General features: G+C 60.2%; 13 protein-coding genes. 5 read left to right on the top strand and 8 right to left on the bottom strand.

Annotation, left to right across the window (positions count from 1 at the left end; all coding sequences use genetic code 11):
• Nucleotides 1-56: 56 nt before the first annotated feature.
• Nucleotides 57-1,163, bottom strand: a complete 1,107-nt coding sequence (locus tag GR212_RS04185) for an aldo/keto reductase (RefSeq protein WP_163985208.1) — start codon at nt 1,161-1,163, stop codon at nt 57-59.
• Between the two features lie 140 nt (nt 1,164-1,303).
• Here GR212_RS04185 and GR212_RS04180 point away from each other — a divergent pair, with 140 nt between their 5' ends.
• Nucleotides 1,304-2,221, top strand: coding sequence for a LysR family transcriptional regulator (locus GR212_RS04180; RefSeq protein WP_163985207.1), 918 nt, complete (start codon nt 1,304-1,306; stop codon nt 2,219-2,221).
• A 135-nt stretch (nt 2,222-2,356) separates the two neighbouring features.
• Here the strand turns inward: GR212_RS04180 and GR212_RS04175 are convergent, their stop codons facing one another.
• Nucleotides 2,357-3,646 (bottom strand): TadE/TadG family type IV pilus assembly protein, encoded by a 1,290-nt coding sequence (locus GR212_RS04175; RefSeq protein ID WP_163985713.1) that lies wholly within the window; start codon nt 3,644-3,646, stop codon nt 2,357-2,359.
• 500 nt (nt 3,647-4,146) lie between these two features.
• Here GR212_RS04175 and GR212_RS04170 point away from each other — a divergent pair, with 500 nt between their 5' ends.
• Nucleotides 4,147-6,222, top strand: a complete 2,076-nt coding sequence (locus GR212_RS04170; protein WP_163985206.1) for an EAL domain-containing protein — start codon at nt 4,147-4,149, stop codon at nt 6,220-6,222.
• Between the two features lie 202 nt (nt 6,223-6,424).
• Here the strand turns inward: GR212_RS04170 and GR212_RS04165 are convergent, their stop codons facing one another.
• Complete coding sequence (locus tag GR212_RS04165) at nt 6,425-8,896, bottom strand: glycoside hydrolase family 3 C-terminal domain-containing protein (protein ID WP_163985205.1); 2,472 nt, start codon at nt 8,894-8,896, stop codon at nt 6,425-6,427.
• A 293-nt stretch (nt 8,897-9,189) separates the two neighbouring features.
• Here GR212_RS04165 and GR212_RS04160 point away from each other — a divergent pair, with 293 nt between their 5' ends.
• Nucleotides 9,190-9,864 (top strand): transglutaminase-like cysteine peptidase, encoded by a 675-nt coding sequence (locus GR212_RS04160; RefSeq protein WP_163985204.1) that lies wholly within the window; start codon nt 9,190-9,192, stop codon nt 9,862-9,864.
• On the opposite strand, the gene GR212_RS04155 is transcribed toward GR212_RS04160, so the two are convergent.
• Nucleotides 9,852-10,175, bottom strand: a complete 324-nt coding sequence (locus tag GR212_RS04155) for a hypothetical protein (protein WP_246725681.1) — start codon at nt 10,173-10,175, stop codon at nt 9,852-9,854. The two genes, GR212_RS04160 and GR212_RS04155, sit on opposite strands and share 13 nt — an antisense overlap.
• A gap of 210 nt (nt 10,176-10,385) precedes the next feature.
• Here GR212_RS04155 and GR212_RS04150 point away from each other — a divergent pair, with 210 nt between their 5' ends.
• The gene (locus GR212_RS04150; RefSeq protein WP_163985202.1) at nt 10,386-11,354 is read left to right on the top strand and encodes a DUF1402 family protein; all 969 of its coding nucleotides are present in this window, start codon (nt 10,386-10,388) and stop codon (nt 11,352-11,354) included.
• 45 nt (nt 11,355-11,399) lie between these two features.
• Here GR212_RS04150 and GR212_RS04145 read toward each other — a convergent pair whose 3' ends face one another.
• A complete protein-coding gene (locus tag GR212_RS04145) occupies nt 11,400-12,017 on the bottom strand; it encodes a hypothetical protein (protein WP_163985201.1) in 618 nt (205 codons plus the stop codon).
• A 261-nt stretch (nt 12,018-12,278) separates the two neighbouring features.
• Here GR212_RS04145 and GR212_RS04140 point away from each other — a divergent pair, with 261 nt between their 5' ends.
• Nucleotides 12,279-12,965 carry an OmpW/AlkL family protein gene (locus tag GR212_RS04140; protein ID WP_204326264.1) on the top strand — a complete coding sequence of 229 codons (687 nt, stop codon included), beginning with the start codon at nt 12,279-12,281 and terminating at the stop codon, nt 12,963-12,965.
• A gap of 142 nt (nt 12,966-13,107) precedes the next feature.
• Here GR212_RS04140 and GR212_RS04135 read toward each other — a convergent pair whose 3' ends face one another.
• The 3 genes from GR212_RS04135 to GR212_RS04125 are packed head-to-tail and all read right to left on the bottom strand — an operon-like array spanning nt 13,108 to nt 15,118.
• Nucleotides 13,108-13,563: an RpiB/LacA/LacB family sugar-phosphate isomerase gene (locus tag GR212_RS04135; RefSeq protein ID WP_163985200.1), complete on the bottom strand. Its 456-nt coding sequence runs from the start codon at nt 13,561-13,563 to the stop codon at nt 13,108-13,110.
• A gap of 11 nt (nt 13,564-13,574) precedes the next feature.
• Nucleotides 13,575-14,345, bottom strand: coding sequence for a triose-phosphate isomerase (locus GR212_RS04130; RefSeq protein ID WP_163985199.1), 771 nt, complete (start codon nt 14,343-14,345; stop codon nt 13,575-13,577).
• A complete protein-coding gene (locus GR212_RS04125) occupies nt 14,342-15,118 on the bottom strand; it encodes a DeoR family transcriptional regulator (RefSeq protein ID WP_163985198.1) in 777 nt (258 codons plus the stop codon). Before GR212_RS04125 ends, GR212_RS04130 begins: the two co-directional genes overlap by 4 nt.
• Between the last annotated feature and the right edge of the window lie 57 nt (nt 15,119-15,175).

Raw genomic sequence — 15,175 nt, 5'->3', positions numbered from 1 at the left:
TTATTTCAAGCCGACACGCCGGTGGCTCCCGGCATGTCGCTGCGATCGGGAGGTGGTCAGCTGACGCCGGCGAAGCTCCCGGAAATATTGAGATCCGGATAGTAACCCGCCGGCTTGCCTCCTACCGTCTGACCACCGGTAAGGCTGCCCTGAATCTCGGGACCGAAGAAGGAATAGGGGAAGGTGGGCTGCAAGGCGCTGACATCATCGAGGCGCCGGCGTAGTTCGGCCGGTATCACGAAATCCAGGGCGCCGAGATTGTCCCTCAGCTGCTCCAGCCTCGTGGCGCCGACGATGATCGAGGCGATCCCAGGCTGGGTCGTGACCCAGTTGACCGCCACTTGCGCCATGCTGCGGCCAAGCTCCGACGCCACTTTCTCCAGCGCGGCCACGATCGCCCAATTGCGCTCGTTGAATTTCTGAAAGCCGGGATTGGTCGAGCCGCGCAGGGTTTCGAGCCGGCCGGAGATTTCCCCCTTGCCGCTGGGACGATATTTGCCGCTGAGGAGACCGCTGGCGAGCGGGCTCCAGGCCATGATGCCGGCGCCGTAACGCGTGCCGAACGGCACGAACTCGTTTTCGATATTCCGCTCGGCCAGCGAATATTCAAGCTGCAGTACCGAAATAGGCTCGTAGCCGCGATGTTCGGCCACGGCCTGGGCACGGCTGGCGTACCATGCGGGGACATCCGACAGGCCGACGTGCCGCACCTTGCCCGAGCGAACGAGGTCGTCAAAGGTTCGCATGACCTCCTCCGGCGGCGTCAGGCGATCCCAGCAATGCAGCAGATAGAGATCGATATGATCCGTGTTGAGCCGCTTCAACGAGCCCTCGACGGCGCGCAGGATGTTCTTGCGACCGTTGCCGGCCGAGTTCGGCGTGCGCGCGGTCAGGTTCATGGTGAATTTGGTGGCAATCACCGCGTCGTCGCGCAGGCCACGTTCGGCGATGAACTCGCCGAGCCACGTCTCGGAGGTGCCGTCCGTGTATGCGTCGGCAGTATCGAAAAAATTGCCGCCGGCATCGACATAGGCGTTGAAGATGGCCCACGCTGCGTCCTTGTCGGCCCCCCACCCCCATTCCGTGCCGAAGGTCATCGTACCCAAGGCGAGCCGCGTGACTTTCAGCCCACTATTGCCCAGCGTGTAAAACTCCATGCTCATCGTCATGCTCCTCTGAGATATGCGGCGCCGTCTTCCGATGGTCCGGATAGCCCGCAGCGCTTGGAGTGCCGACGTTCGCCGATTTCCATCCTTTCGATAAGGTCATTTAATTCGCACACATTATGCGATATGCTGCAGCAATGGATCGCGACCTGCTGATACATCTGCCCATTGTCGCCGCCGTGGCGCGCCGCGGAGGCTTTGCCGCGGCCGCGAATGAATTGAACATGAGCGCATCGGCCGTCAGCCATGCCGTGCGACTGGTCGAGGAAAGGCTTGGGCAGCCACTGTTTGCGCGCACGACGCGCAGCGTGGCGCTGACCGAAGCCGGCAAGAGCCTGATCGGCACCATCACCCCGGCGCTGCAGGACATTCATGAGCGCATCGAGCGCATCAAGGCCGTCAAGGGAAGGCCGAGCGGCCTGTTGCGCATCAATGCGGCGCGCGTCTGCCTGCCGCTGGCGGTCACCCGCGTCATCGCCGCCATGACAGACCGCTATCCCGAAGTCGAGGTGGAGATCTTTTCGGACGAGCGGCTGACCGACATCGTCGCCGACGGTTTCGACGCCGGCATACGCATCGGCGAAATGATCGCGCAGGACATGGTGGCCGTGCGCCTCACGCCACCCTTCCAGTCGATCGTGGTCGCCTCCCCCGGCTACATCGGACGTTTCGGCCGGCCGAACACGCTCGCCGAACTTTCCAGCCACAATTGCGTCGGCTACCGGCTGATCCGCTCCGGCGGTCTCTATCAATGGGAATTCGTCGAGGAGGGACGAGACGTGGCCGTCACCGTCAACGGCCGGGCAATCGTCACGGAATCGCATTCGGCGATCGAACTGGCCCTGGCCGGGGTCGGCCTCGCCTATGTCTTCGAGGCCCTGGTACGAGCGGAGATCGCATCCGGCAGGCTCGTCCAGCTCCTCAGCGATTATGCTGTTACGGAAGCAGGTCTCTTTCTCTATTTCCCACGTCGCGCCGAGCTGGCGCCGAAACTTAGAGCCTTCATCGACACGGTACGGCAGGTCGGCCGCCAATCGGCCACCGGTCAGGCGTGAGTGCTATTTGTCCCCGCTCCGCCCTTTTACTGGCAGCGGGACGATACAGTCATCGAAACGACGATCCTCGGTACTCCCGAATCCGTCATCGGCCCGGCTCAAGGCCGATGACCATGCCACCGCGGCGACATACCGTCAGCTTGTGATCCGCGGCGTGCGAATGACCTTCAGGAACAGGGCGTTCATCGCGTCGGAGATACCCTCAGTCGGGCTGACTTCGAAGTAGAGACCGGGTGACGCGCAATTCTGCAGATCCGTTCCGATCTGCGATTGGAAGGGCGCGATCCATTGGTTGTACCAACCATTTGTCGGCAGGGGCAGATAGGTCGTGTACAGGATGGCGATCTTGACGTTCTGGTTCTTCAGCGGCTGACAGAAGGAGATGTCGAGCGGCTCCTGGCAGCGGCCGCTGGTTGTCGGCTTGGTACAGGTATTGGGCTTGTAGCTGTCGCCGACGCCGTCCGTAACGAGAAAAAGGATCTTCTGGCGATCGGAGCTGGTCGTCCCGCCGCCGCCTGTCCCGACGATCGGCGCAAGTTGCGTCAGCATCGTGTCGAAGCTGGTCGTCTGGTCATTGTTGTAGCCCTGATAGGGGATCGTCATCAGGTCGACGGCGCTTGTGGCATTCTTGACCTGCGACATATCGGACAGAAGCGGCGATACGCTGGTGAGACCGGCATTCTCCGCCTGCGTGCCGAAGGTGTAAACGGCCATGCGGTATTGATCCGACGTGACGCGATTTGCCGCCGCCGTATCGGTCAGCTTTTGCGTTGCCTGCCGGACAACGTCGATACGGGTCGTCACTCCCAGGCTCTTCGCCAGATTGTAGTAGTTGTTCGTCGTATCGAGATTGTGGCATGCAAACGCACAGCTATCGGACGTATGCGACACCATCGTCTGGATATCGGTCGCCGTCGCACCGACCCCCATCGAAGGCGTGTTGTCCAGCAACATGTAAAAATCCATGAATGTTGCCGTCTGATACTGGGCGGAGGCCGAGCCGCTGACGGGAATGGATGTCTTCCCGATGACCTGACTGAGCGTGGTCGGAACGTTGGCGGAAAAATTGACTGTCGATGAGACGATATTTCCCGTGCGTGTCACCGCGACATTGACGTTGACCGGTATGTTCTGAAGATCGTTGGACGCCTGGCTTAGGAAGAGCTTGTTGGCGTCGTCCTGACCGATCGTAACCGTTCCGTCGTTCGTCATGGTCATGGCGGCTGCGACTGCCGGGGAGGAATCGGCGATTGCCCCGACGGCGGCCGCATCGGCGGCATTCTGCAATTCCGTTCTGACGAGCATTGCATTGGTGACATCGAGCGCCAGGCCACCCATCGCGATCAATGGAACGGCAACCACGGCGGTCGTCACCGCAAAATTGCCCGACCTGTCCCCAAGCAATTTTCGCGAAAGCTTATGCAAAACAACCAGCGTCAGCCGATGGCCCCAGACTCTCTTCACGAGCAAGCTCTTCCTATGATTCTAGTTGCGTTTCCAAATCATTCGCGCATTGAAAGAGTGATTTCTTTCAAATATACTTATATAATATTGTCCAATATAACTGTTGAAATTCCGATAATAGATATGATTCCATTTTATATTATCGATGTTGGTGGAAAATTTACCAACAGTCGAAAATATAGTCACGGGCACCAGAAGCCGGCGAATGAAAATCGACCCCGAATTTGTCCTGAAATTAACTTCATTTGCGCCCGAATCGACGTTTTTCTGAAAAAGAAGATGCGGCCAACGTTTCAGCACCCGATCACGGCTGCCTGAGATAAGCAGCGCTCACAGCCATGCCCAAACTGTCTTTACCCGATTTTTAATGTTTACCCGCGAAAGCAAGGCCATCCATTACAGGCGCGAAAGCCACGGTCGGAAGTGCCCTCGCCCCTGGTGACCAGAGTTGGGATTTTTGCGTGCGCGTTCTCTCCTGCATCCTCACGGAACATAATCTGTGGCTCGTTCTTCTTGCGGCGTTTGTCTGTATCAGCGGTGGTTGGATCACACTCAACCTGCTGCGGCGCGCCGAGAGCACGCATGACCTTCAACGCAGCGGCTGGGTCTTTCTGACGGCAGTCGCCGCCGGGTCTTCGATCTGGTGCACACATTTCATTGCCATGCTGGCATATGAGGTCGCCGCACCCGTGACCTTCGATCCGATCCTCACCATGGCTTCATTTCTGCTGGCCGTCTTCGGCTGTGCCGGGGGCTTTGCAGTCACGCTGTCGCGCTTGCCGCGCGTCGCTCCGGAATTCGGCGGTGCGATCGTCGGCCTGGCCGTCACCCTCATGCATTACACCGGCATGATGGCCTACCATGTCGACGGCATCGTCGAGTGGAACAAAGGCTATGTCGTCGCCTCCGTCCTGCTTTCGGTAACGTTCGCGGCGCTTGCGCTCCATCAGGCGATCCGCCGACCCTGGCGCTTCGCCGGCATCGCCGGGCTTGTCCTGTTCGTGCTTGCCGTGGTTTCCCTTCATTTCACCGCGATGACTGCCGTCTCGGTCACGCCGCTGATAACCGGCGCAAACCTTGCCGACCCCTATGCAATGGAGGCCATGGCCGTTGCGGTTGCAGGCGGCGGGTTGCTCATGATCGGCACCGGCGTTGCGAGCTACATGATAGATGAGCGCGCCTCGCGCGAATCCATTCAGAAGCTCCAGCATATGGCGCTCAACGACCTGCTGACGGGCTTGCCCAATCGCAGCAGCTTCGCCGACTATCTGCAGAATGAAATGGAACACGCCGAGGAGGACGGCGTGAAGCTCGCGGTCATTGGCATCGACCTCGACCGTTTCAAGGAAATCAACGATCTACGCGGCCACAAGGCAGGGGACCAGGCCCTCAAAGCCATCGGCCGCCGCCTCGCGCGTCTCGTCAAGGATGGCGAATTCGTCGCACGCGTCGGCGGCGACGAGTTCGCGGCAGCCAAGCGGTTCAGGAGCCAGAACGAGCTTCTGGATTTTGTCGCCCGCCTGGAAAAGGTTCTGTTCGAACCCATCCGCATCGACGATTTCGAGACCGTAACCGGAGCAAGCATCGGCGTCGCCGTCTATCCCGACGACGGGATCGATCAGGAGCGCCTGGTCAGCAATGCCGATCTTGCCATGTATCGCGCCAAAGCCGATGTCGGCCGCGCCGTCTGCTTCTATGAATCGAAAATGGATGAGGCGGCCCGCGCCCGCCACATGCTTGCACAGGACCTGCGCCGCGCCGTCGAACTGGAGCAGCTCGACCTGCACTACCAGGTGCAAACCTCCGTCAGTACCGGCGAAATCTGCGGCTATGAGGTGCTGGTCCGCTGGCATCATCCCGAACGCGGCGCCGTGCCGCCATCGGAATTCATCCCCATCGCGGAAGAGAGCGGTACGATCCTCGTCATCGGCGAGTGGGTGCTGCGGACCGCCTGCCGCGAGGCGGCGTCATGGGACGCGCCCTACAAGATCGCCGTCAATCTCTCGCCGGTGCAGTTCGCCCATGCCGACCTTGCCAAGCTTGTCCACGCGATCCTTCTCGAAACAGGCCTGCCTCCGGCGCGGTTGGAGCTGGAAATTACCGAGTCCACCATCATCGCCGACAAGAGCCGCACCCTGCATGTGCTGCGGCAGATCCGGGCGCTTGGCGTGACAATCGCGATCGATGATTTCGGCACCGGCTATTCCTCGCTGGATACGCTGCGCTCGTTCCCGTTCGACAAAATCAAGCTTGATCGGTCCTTCATGAGCGAGGTGGATCAGAGCATCCAGGCCAAGGCGATCGTGCGTGCCGTGCTCACGCTTGGCAAGAGCCTCGACATACCGGTTCTTGCCGAAGGCGTTGAAACCGATCATCAGCTGGAAATTCTTCGTGTCGAAGGTTGCGACGAGGCCCAGGGATTCTTCCTCGGCCGCCCGAAGCCGGTCGAACAGATCTTTCAGGTGGAGGCCGCGAATGGAGACGAAGAGGCATCGTTTTCCGGGCGTGTACCGCCGCAACGCATGCGCCGGCGCTAGAGTTATTCCAGGAAAAGTGCGTAGCGGTTTTCCGTCCGGAATTGCGTAAAAGTAAAGGATAGAACGTTTTCGCGATTCGAAGAAAAGCGGAAAGGCTCTGCGGATATCTCGAGTACGGTGACACGGTAAGAAGCGATCCTGGGCCGCATGTCATTGCGACCCATCGTCAATTCCCCGACGCCCTTGCGCCGGGCTCGGAAGATCAAATCGAACGATCAGACAGCTCGCCGGTCCAGTCGTTTGCCAGCTCGATCGTCACCACGGAGCGAATGTCGGCGGCGTTGGCCGCGGCGAGAAGCTCGTAGCGACCGGCCGCAGCGCGAAACGTCTTCGTCGCGTCATCGAAATAGCTGAGATCGCGGGGCCGCACCACCAGCGATGCCGTACCGGTTTCGCCCGGCTCCAGGCGAAGCTTCGCAAAAGCACGCAGCTCCTTCTCCGGCCGCTCGATCGTGGAAGCGAGCGGCCGCACATACAGCTGCACGAGCTCCGAACCCGACTTGTCGCCGATATTGGTGACATCGACGGTGATGGTCATCCCATCCGCTTCCATCTTCGTTGACGATGCCTTTGCCTCGCCCCAGGAAAAGTGCGTGTAGCCGAGCCCAAACCCAAAGGGAAACAAGGGTTCGATACCGTGCGCATCATGATGACGGTAGCCGACGAAAACGCCTTCGTCATAGCGCACATGCCCATCCTTGCCCGGATAGACGTGAGGATCGCCGGTCATGGCGGAATTGTCCGACAGGCGCTTCGGAAAAGTCTGGGGCAAACGACCGCCAGGCTCGACATCGCCGAAGAGCACATCCGCAACGGCGTGACCCAATTCCTGGCCGGGATACCACATCTGCAATACGGCCCGGACCTTGTCGAGCCAGGGCATCTCGACCGGGCCGCCTGTCTGCAGCACCACGATGACATTGGCATTGACTGCCGCCACCCGTTCGATCAGTTCCTCCTGCCGGCCGGGCAGACGCATATCGGGAAGATCGAGGCCCTCGGTGTCCCACTCGCCGTCACGACCGACAAAGAGCAGGACGACATCGGCATTCTCAGCCCTTTCAACAGCGTCCAGCATAGCGTCTTCGCCGAGCGGCTTTTCCACGCCGAAGCGCACCGCCGTCAGGTTGATCCCTTCCTCGCTCGTTGCCGAAGAGCAATATTCGACGACCACCTGATAGCGCTGGCCGGCCTCCAGATGGACGGACTGCCGCTGCTCGACATTGGCCGTGCCAAAATAGTTGTCGCCCCGCGTCCAGCCGTCATAGCCGTTCACGACCAGCTCGCCGTCAACATAGAGCCTGGCGAGACCCGCATTGGTCATGCCGAAGACATGCTCGCCGCTTTCCGCCGGGCTGTAGGAAGCGGAAATGCGGGCGGAAAAATCGTTCGGATCGAGCTCCAGGGACGGCAGGTCGAACCAGAAGAACTCGCCCTTGCTTGCCGCCTCGGCGACCACCGCGGGACCGGCAAGGTCGCGGCCTGAGAAATACTCGACACGGATCTCGCCGGAAAAGACATTGACCAGCCGATTGTTGCGGCAGCCCACCGCATGGTGAATGCTGTTCGCATTGGACAGTGCCTGACGAATACCCTCAAGCGGGCTGATCCTGTAATGCGCGGCAATCTGGGCGCTGCCGCCACCCATGACGCGGGCCTCCGCCGCATTCGGCCCGATGACCGCGACATGCCCGAGCCCTGCCTTCGCGAGCGGCAATATGCCGTCGTTCTTCAGCAGTACCGCGCCTTCGGCACCGAGCTGACGGATCAGGGCGCGGTCATCCGGCAGATCCAGCGCGTGTTCACTCAGATCCGGCGCTTTCTCGAATGCGCCGACGCGCTCGATCAACGCCAGAATGCGGCGCGCGGCTTCCCGCACGATCTCCGGCTTGACATCGCCGCTGCGCACCGCTGCCACGAGCTTTTCGCCGCGGTCGCGCGTCGGACCCGGCATTTCCAGATCGAGCCCGGCATTGACGCTTGCAGCCGTCGAATGAGAGCCGAACCAATCGGACATGACGATACCGTCGAAACCCCATTCCTCACGCAGAACCTTCGTGAGCAACCACGGATGCTCGCTCGTATAGGTGCCGTTCAGGCGGTTGTAGGAGGACATGACCGCCATCACGCCGGCCTTCTTCACGGCCTGCTCGAACGGCGGCAGATAGATTTCGCGAAGCGCCCGCTCGCCGATATCAGACGACATCGTCTGGCGCTCGATCTCGGACTCATTGCCGGCGAAATGCTTGATCGTGGCGGCAATGCCCTGGCCTTGCACGCCCTGGATATAGGCAACCGCAAGCGCGGCCGTCAGCACGGGATCTTCCGAATAGCATTCGAAATTACGGCCGTTCAGGCCGGAACGATGAATATTGACCGTCGGCGCCAGCAGCACGGATGCGCCCTTGCTCTTGGCCTGGCCTGCCAGTGCCACCCCCATGCGTTCGACAAGTGCAGGATTCCACGTCGCACCGAGCGCGATGGCGACGGGAAAGCAGGCGGCGTTGACGCCCGCGACCAGCGAGCCGGCACCCCGCGCGCCGTTCGGTCCGTCCGTGACCTTGATCTTCGGCACTCCGAGACGCTCGATCGGCGCCGTCGTCCAGAAATCGGCGCCAGAGAGCAGCGAAACCTGCTCCTCAAGCGTCATTCGGTCGAGAATATCGTCGATCATTAAGCCCCCCGAGCTGTTTCCTGGCCGCCGTCCGGCGGAGATTCGCATTTAAGACAAACAAATCATAAACGTGTCGGATGGGCTTTCGCTAGGGCGATATGTCGATGAAATAGCATATCTTTTTCACGCAAAGCCACCTTCGTAACGAACGGGAAATCATAAATTCCGTGCCCGATCGCCAGCCGGCAACCGGCGTGGCGGCTGCAGGCGTCAGTTCGCTAAAATGCGAACGATCTTTTTCCGAATAAATTTGACCGCATCGGATTTCATGAGCCCAGTTCATGGAGCCGAGTATGCGTTCATTCCTGGTCACGGCAAGCCTTCTCTTTGGTGCAAGCCTGTTGTTTTCGACGGTGACGACCGCAAAGCCGACCGCGGATGCCAATGCCGCACGCCCGCACCAGTTCGCCCGCGTCGTGGCCGATGCGAGCGCGCCTGTCGGCTGGACCGGCTTCTGCAAAGCCCAACCTGCCGAATGCACGTTCGGCGAGAAGAGCAATGCATCCGTCGCTCTCGACAGCGACCGCAGGACGCAGCTGCAACAGATCGACAGCCTGGTCAATCATGAGATCCAGGGCATTGGCGACAACGACCATTACGGCATCTACAAGCTCGGCATCATCAACTGGTGGACCTATCCCGACGATGGCGGCGGCAACTGCAACGACTATGTCCTGCTGAAGAAGAAGCTGCTCGTCGAAGCGGGATGGCCGCGATCGGCGCTGCTGCTGACGGTCGTTCTGGACACGCACAACGAAGGGCATCTGGTGCTGATGGCGCGCACCGACGACGGCGATCTGATCCTCGACAATCTCACCGATACGATCAAGACGTGGGACGCGACAGGGTATACCTTCATCAAGCGCCAATCGGCCGACGACCCGAACAACTGGGTCCGGCTCGAATCGGGACGCACGCCCGAGGAACTTGCGATGATCAGCAAGGCGCTGGCCGCTCACCCGCAATGATTGGCGGACCAGTAGGTATCGACGAGCGCCTTGCCGTCCTGATCCAGGATGGCGAAATCCCCCGGTATGACGACGAAGAAGCGCTGGCCGCCACCGGTGTCGTCGCCTTCGTTGCCGGTTGAGTCTTCAACCCGGCCGCACACGACGAAGCCGGGCATTCGTTCGCTGGGCCTGGCGCTCAGAATATGGATCGCGGAGGCTGGCACATCTATCCGTCGGGCGACCGCCGCTTTTGCCAGATCCGGCACGTCGGCCATCGTCGGAATTGCCTCGCCCGGCGCGGCCGCAAGCAGGATACTTCCTGCCATCATGAGATGTTTCACTGGCATCCCCGAAAAGCTGAGCGGCAGCCTGCAAGCCGTCGCAACAATACCGTTACCCGCTTTGCAGCCGGAAGCCGACTTACGGAAAGTTTATTGTGATTCGCGCGCCGGCAGAAGGACTGATCCTTGCCTTCGCATGCCGATCGCGTATGAAGATCGTCCTCGGGCCCGGGAACATTTTTGAGAGTTACTTTGCGAATGCGAACACGCCTGTCGAGGATCCCGGCACTCGGTCTGCTCATCATATCGCTCCTGACGAGCGCCTCCTTCGCGCACGAACTCGTGCGCGTGCCTGCGGGCAATCGCAACAGCAGCCAGCCTCCCATACCCAACACCTCGGTACTTCGGGCCAAAGCGTTCAACACGACCTATGAGGAAAAATACCAGAAGATCGTCGGCGTGCTTCGCGACGACAAGGATCTGATGGCCTCGATCAGGAAAGCGGCGCAAGCCTACCAGATCGACCCTATCCATATCGTCGGCGCCCTTGTCGGCGAACACACCTATAACATTACGATCGTGAACAGGGTGAAGTCCTACTACGTCAAGGCCCTTGCCTATTCGCAGTCCGATTTCAAGTTCAGCTACAAGGACGTGACTGTCCAGTCCTTCGTCAAGAGGCCGGAATTCGCCCATTGCGATGCGTTCACCGGCAGCGCGCAATTGTGGGAATGCCGCGACGAAACCTGGGACGGCAGTTTTCGCGGCAAGGTCGTCGATGGCGTCACCTATGAAAACATGACGTTCCAGCGCGCCTTCTTCCAACCTTTCTTCGCAGGGCAAACTTTTGGTCTTGGCCAGATCAGCCCGTTGACGGCGCTCGAAGTTACCGATCTCGTGCACGCCACCAGCGGCTTGCCGAAACTGTCCGTCGACGACCCTCAGGCGATCTATCGTGACATCATGGATCCCGATCGAAGCGTGATCTATATCGCGGCGATCGTCAGGGACGCGATCGACGCCTATCGCGCCCAGGGCTTCGATATCACCGACAATCCCGGCCTGACGGCGACGCTCTACAATGTCGGGCAGCCGCGTCGGCGGGCGCTTGCCCTACGGCAGGCGGCGGATGCGGCCGGCGAGAAAAAATTGCCGGAAGAGAATTATTATGGCTGGCTGGTGAATGACCGGCTGCCGGAACTGCGCGGCTTGCTCGCGGAACAGTAACCGCACATCGCGCCGCCAGGCGCTCGCAGCCGGGAACATCGCGATTCAGACAAGCAGGCTGACGCGATCGGTCGCGATCTTGTTTTCGATCCAGGCACGCTCATTCCGCCAGTCATGCCGTTTCCATCCTTCCCAGCTGAAACCGCATAGCTTGACGTCCCATTCGGACGCGGGGAAATTTGCGAGCGTATAGCGGATGCCAAGGAAGCCGGTACTCGGAAAGACCTTGCGCATTTGAGACCCTGCAATATCAAGCTCGTTGCAGCCATCAATGTAGGTCTGCGGCGGCATGATGCGGATCTCCTTGCCGGCCTTGCCCATCACGTCGATCGCTTGCATCGTCCAATCGGCCCTCCTGCCGCGCAAGCGCTGGAAGATGTTGGGGCGCGGATGATATCTGCGGATGATATCAGGGTGATAGGCGAGCATCAGGACTTTTGCCGCCTTCAGCGCGGCATTGTCCGTGAAACCGGGATCGATCAGCCGCCGGTACAGGATCTTGCTCGATGCGGCCAGCATGACCATGTCGGTGCGCTCGCCGCTCATGCCTCCGGCAAGGTTGGGCTCGTTGAAGCGCATCACGAATTGCGCGTCGTCCACGATTCCGGAGAGATCGTGCTCCGGCTTTCCGTTGCCGACGATGATTGCAGTCTTGCGCGCCAATGCCGTCGTCCAGGAGAATACGGCCGTGCTTTAGCAATGACGTCTGACAAAGCGCTGAAGCATTGGTGATGCGGAACTGAAATCCTGCCGTCTCGCTCGGCGTCAGCCGGGACGCAAGCGACACGCCCCGCATCGCTTTCCGGTGACAGGGACAGGCCGCCGATAAATCACCATGTCTTTGATCTAGCTCAAATCGCCACGACCTAGGCCCCAATAGGTTGATTCATAGCGAAAATATTCGTCATTGAAAGGGCTGACATAATGAGCGGAAACTGGATCATCGTCGGAGCTATCGCCACAGGCATGATGATTGCCGGATGCGGCGCGGCAGCGGCAGCGGACCTCGCGACAGCGACCGCACCGGCGGCACCCGCCGATGCACCGAACACGCAGAGCCCCTGGCAGATTCGCTTGCGTGCTCTCGGCGTGATCACCAACGATTCCGGTCGCGTGGACGGGATCGCCGGATCGGGCCTATCGTCATCCAATTCGGTCATCCCGGAATTCGACGTCTCCTATTTCTTCACCGACAACATCGCCGCGGAACTGATCCTCGGCACGACGTCCTCCAAGATTTATGGCAAGGGCTCGATTGCGGGGCTCGGCGAAGTCGGCAAGACCTGGCTGCTGCCGCCGACATTGACGTTGCAATATCATTTCACCGATTTCGGCGCCTTCAAGCCCTATATCGGCGCCGGCGTGAACTATACGGTTTTCTACAACCAGTCCGGCAAGAGCGCGGACAGCCTCGATGTAAAAAATACGTTCGGCGTCGCGCTGCAGGCAGGCTTCGATTATATGTTTGACCAACACTGGGGCGCCAACCTCGATGTGAAGAAGATTTTCCTGCGCCCGGATTTCGATGCAACGGTCGGCGGCGCCAATGTCAGCGGAAAGGCAAAACTCGACCCCTGGCTGGTTGGCGCAGGTATCACCTATCGCTTCTAGCAGTGGATAGTCCGGGTCTATAGAGGCGCATATCTGAGGCTACAAACGCGCTGTCCACGACGCGGCAACAATCGCGCAGATACAGAAAAGCCCGGTCGATCAGACGGATCGGCCGGGCTTTCCGCGTCTTGGGAGACAGGACTTAACGGACGTTGTACTTGGCATCGACCTCGTTGATCGCCTTGACGTTCCCGGCCGAGCGGCCGTTCTCGTCGAAGGTCTGCGCCAGGAAGGCATCGGCAATGGCCTTGGCAAGTTCGGTGCCGATGACGCGGGCGCCCATCGTGATGATCTGGGCGTTGTTCGACAGTGCTGCGCGCTCCGCCGAATAGGTGTCATGGGTCAGGGCCGCGCGGATGCCCGGCACCTTGTTGGCGGAAATGCTGACGCCAATGCCGGTGCCACAGACGAGGATCGCCTTGTCGTAGGTGCCATCGAGGACGCCGGAAGCGACGCGGTCAGCGAGATTGGCATAAAAGTCATCCGGACCATCCGGCGTGCGAGACACTTCGCTGACGTCGAAACGATCCTTCAGGTGGTCGGCAAGAACCTTGGCCAGGCCTTCGCCGGCGCTGTCTCCAGCAATTGCAAGCTTCATAATATTTCTCCTCAGAGTTTGGCGGCGCACTTGGCGAGGATGTCGAGATAACCTTCGACATTCCAGGCCGAGCGGCCGATGAAGAGCCCGTCTACGTTCGGGCAGGATATGAGTTCTTCGCAGTTTTGCGGATTGACCGATCCGCCGTAGAGGCACGGAATCTTCCGGCCGAGCACGTTTTGCGCAACCGCAATGATCTCGGCCTGCCGGGCATCGGCATAGGAAGGCTCGGCCGGGATCCCCTTTTCACCGATCGCCCACACCGGCTCATAGGCCAGCAGGATTTCGGCCTGCTTCTGCGCAGCGGAAAGCTTGGAAAGCGCGCCGACGACCTGCTCGCTCAGAATGTCCGTCGCACGGCCGCTTTCCCGATCGTTCAACGTCTCGCCGATGCAGATGAGCGGGATCAGGCCGTGGCGGACGGCCGCCTCGGTCTTCAAGCCCACGGTCTCGTTGGTCTCGCCGAAATGCTCGCGACGCTCGGAATGGCCGAGCTCGACGATGTCGAGATTGCAGTCCTTCAGCATCAATGGCGAAATCTCGCCCGTCCAGGCACCCCGGTCGGCCCAATGCATGTTCTGTGCGCCGACCTTGACGGAGCTGTCGGAAAGGATTGACTTGACTTCCCGTACCGCCGTAAAGGGCGGAATAATGAAGCGCTGGATGCGGGCGTCCCGCAGGGCATCGGCAGCATGCAAGGCCTCGGCAAAGGCGCGCGCCTCCGCCAGCGTCTTGTTCATCTTCCAGCTCGTGCCGATCCAATAGCGAGGCCTATCTGTCATGTCATATCCTGGTTCGAGGCAATGGTCAGGGTGATGCCGTCCCGGCGGAGTTGCTCAAGGATTGTGGCATCGGGCGCATGGTCGGTGATCACCGCATCGAAATCGGCAAGATCGGCCATCACATGCAAGGCGGTGTGCCCTATGCGATTGTGGTTGACGAGCAGGCAGGTCCTGGCGGCCGATGCAATCATCGCCCGTTTCGTGCGCACGACGTTGTCGTCCATGTGATAGGCGAGCTTGCCGGAAACGGCCGGCGTCGACAGGAAGGCAATATCGGCCCTTAGCCGCGACAGCGCCTCCTCCGTCACCACACCCAGAAACGCGTTGAACTTGGCGGAATAGACGCCGCCGAGCGCGATCAGCGTGATGCCGCCCTCATTCTTCATGCGGTCTATGATTGCGGCATTGTTGGTTATCAGCGTCAATGGTCGCTTCTGCAGCAGCATCTCGCCCAGAACCGCCGCCATCGAACCGTCATTGATCATGACCGTCATGCCGGGCTCGACCAGTTCCAGCGCCGAGCGCGCCATGGCGAGCTTCTCATCATGACCCTGACGTTCGCGAAAACGAAAATCGCTTTCGAACTGCGTCCCGGCATCGATGGTCGCGCCGCCGCGAACCTTGCGCAGCACGCCGGCCTGCTCGAGGTCGTCGAGATCGCGATGGATCGTCATCTTGGACACAGCGAAACGATCGGCCAGTTCGTCAAGATCGACGGTCTTGTTCTCGACAAGCAGATTGATGATCGATTGCTGGCGCTCTTCCCGTTTCACCTTGCACTCCGGCCATTGGCCCGAAATTGGAACTATACGAATATAACATCGAAATCT

It is taken from the genome of Martinezella lusitana (assembly GCF_010668395.1).
GTDB classification, from domain to species: Bacteria; Pseudomonadota; Alphaproteobacteria; order Rhizobiales; family Rhizobiaceae; genus Rhizobium; species Rhizobium lusitanum_A.
This window is presented reverse-complemented; position numbering and strand designations above follow the sequence as displayed.

Excerpts from the sequence above, each read along its gene's own strand:
- GR212_RS04185 (WP_163985208.1), bottom strand. The coding sequence starts at position 1,163 with ATGAGCATGGAGTTTTACACGCTGGGCAATAGTGGGCTGAAAGTCACG.
- GR212_RS04180 (WP_163985207.1), top strand. The coding sequence starts at position 1,304 with ATGGATCGCGACCTGCTGATACATCTGCCCATTGTCGCCGCCGTGGCG.
- GR212_RS04165 (WP_163985205.1), bottom strand. The coding sequence starts at position 8,896 with ATGATCGACGATATTCTCGACCGAATGACGCTTGAGGAGCAGGTTTCG.
- GR212_RS04160 (WP_163985204.1), top strand. The coding sequence starts at position 9,190 with ATGCGTTCATTCCTGGTCACGGCAAGCCTTCTCTTTGGTGCAAGCCTG.
- GR212_RS04155 (WP_246725681.1), bottom strand. The coding sequence starts at position 10,175 with ATGATGGCAGGAAGTATCCTGCTTGCGGCCGCGCCGGGCGAGGCAATT.
- GR212_RS04150 (WP_163985202.1), top strand. The coding sequence starts at position 10,386 with ATGCGAACACGCCTGTCGAGGATCCCGGCACTCGGTCTGCTCATCATA.
- GR212_RS04140 (WP_204326264.1), top strand. The coding sequence starts at position 12,279 with ATGAGCGGAAACTGGATCATCGTCGGAGCTATCGCCACAGGCATGATG.
- GR212_RS04135 (WP_163985200.1), bottom strand. The coding sequence starts at position 13,563 with ATGAAGCTTGCAATTGCTGGAGACAGCGCCGGCGAAGGCCTGGCCAAG.
- GR212_RS04130 (WP_163985199.1), bottom strand. The coding sequence starts at position 14,345 with ATGACAGATAGGCCTCGCTATTGGATCGGCACGAGCTGGAAGATGAAC.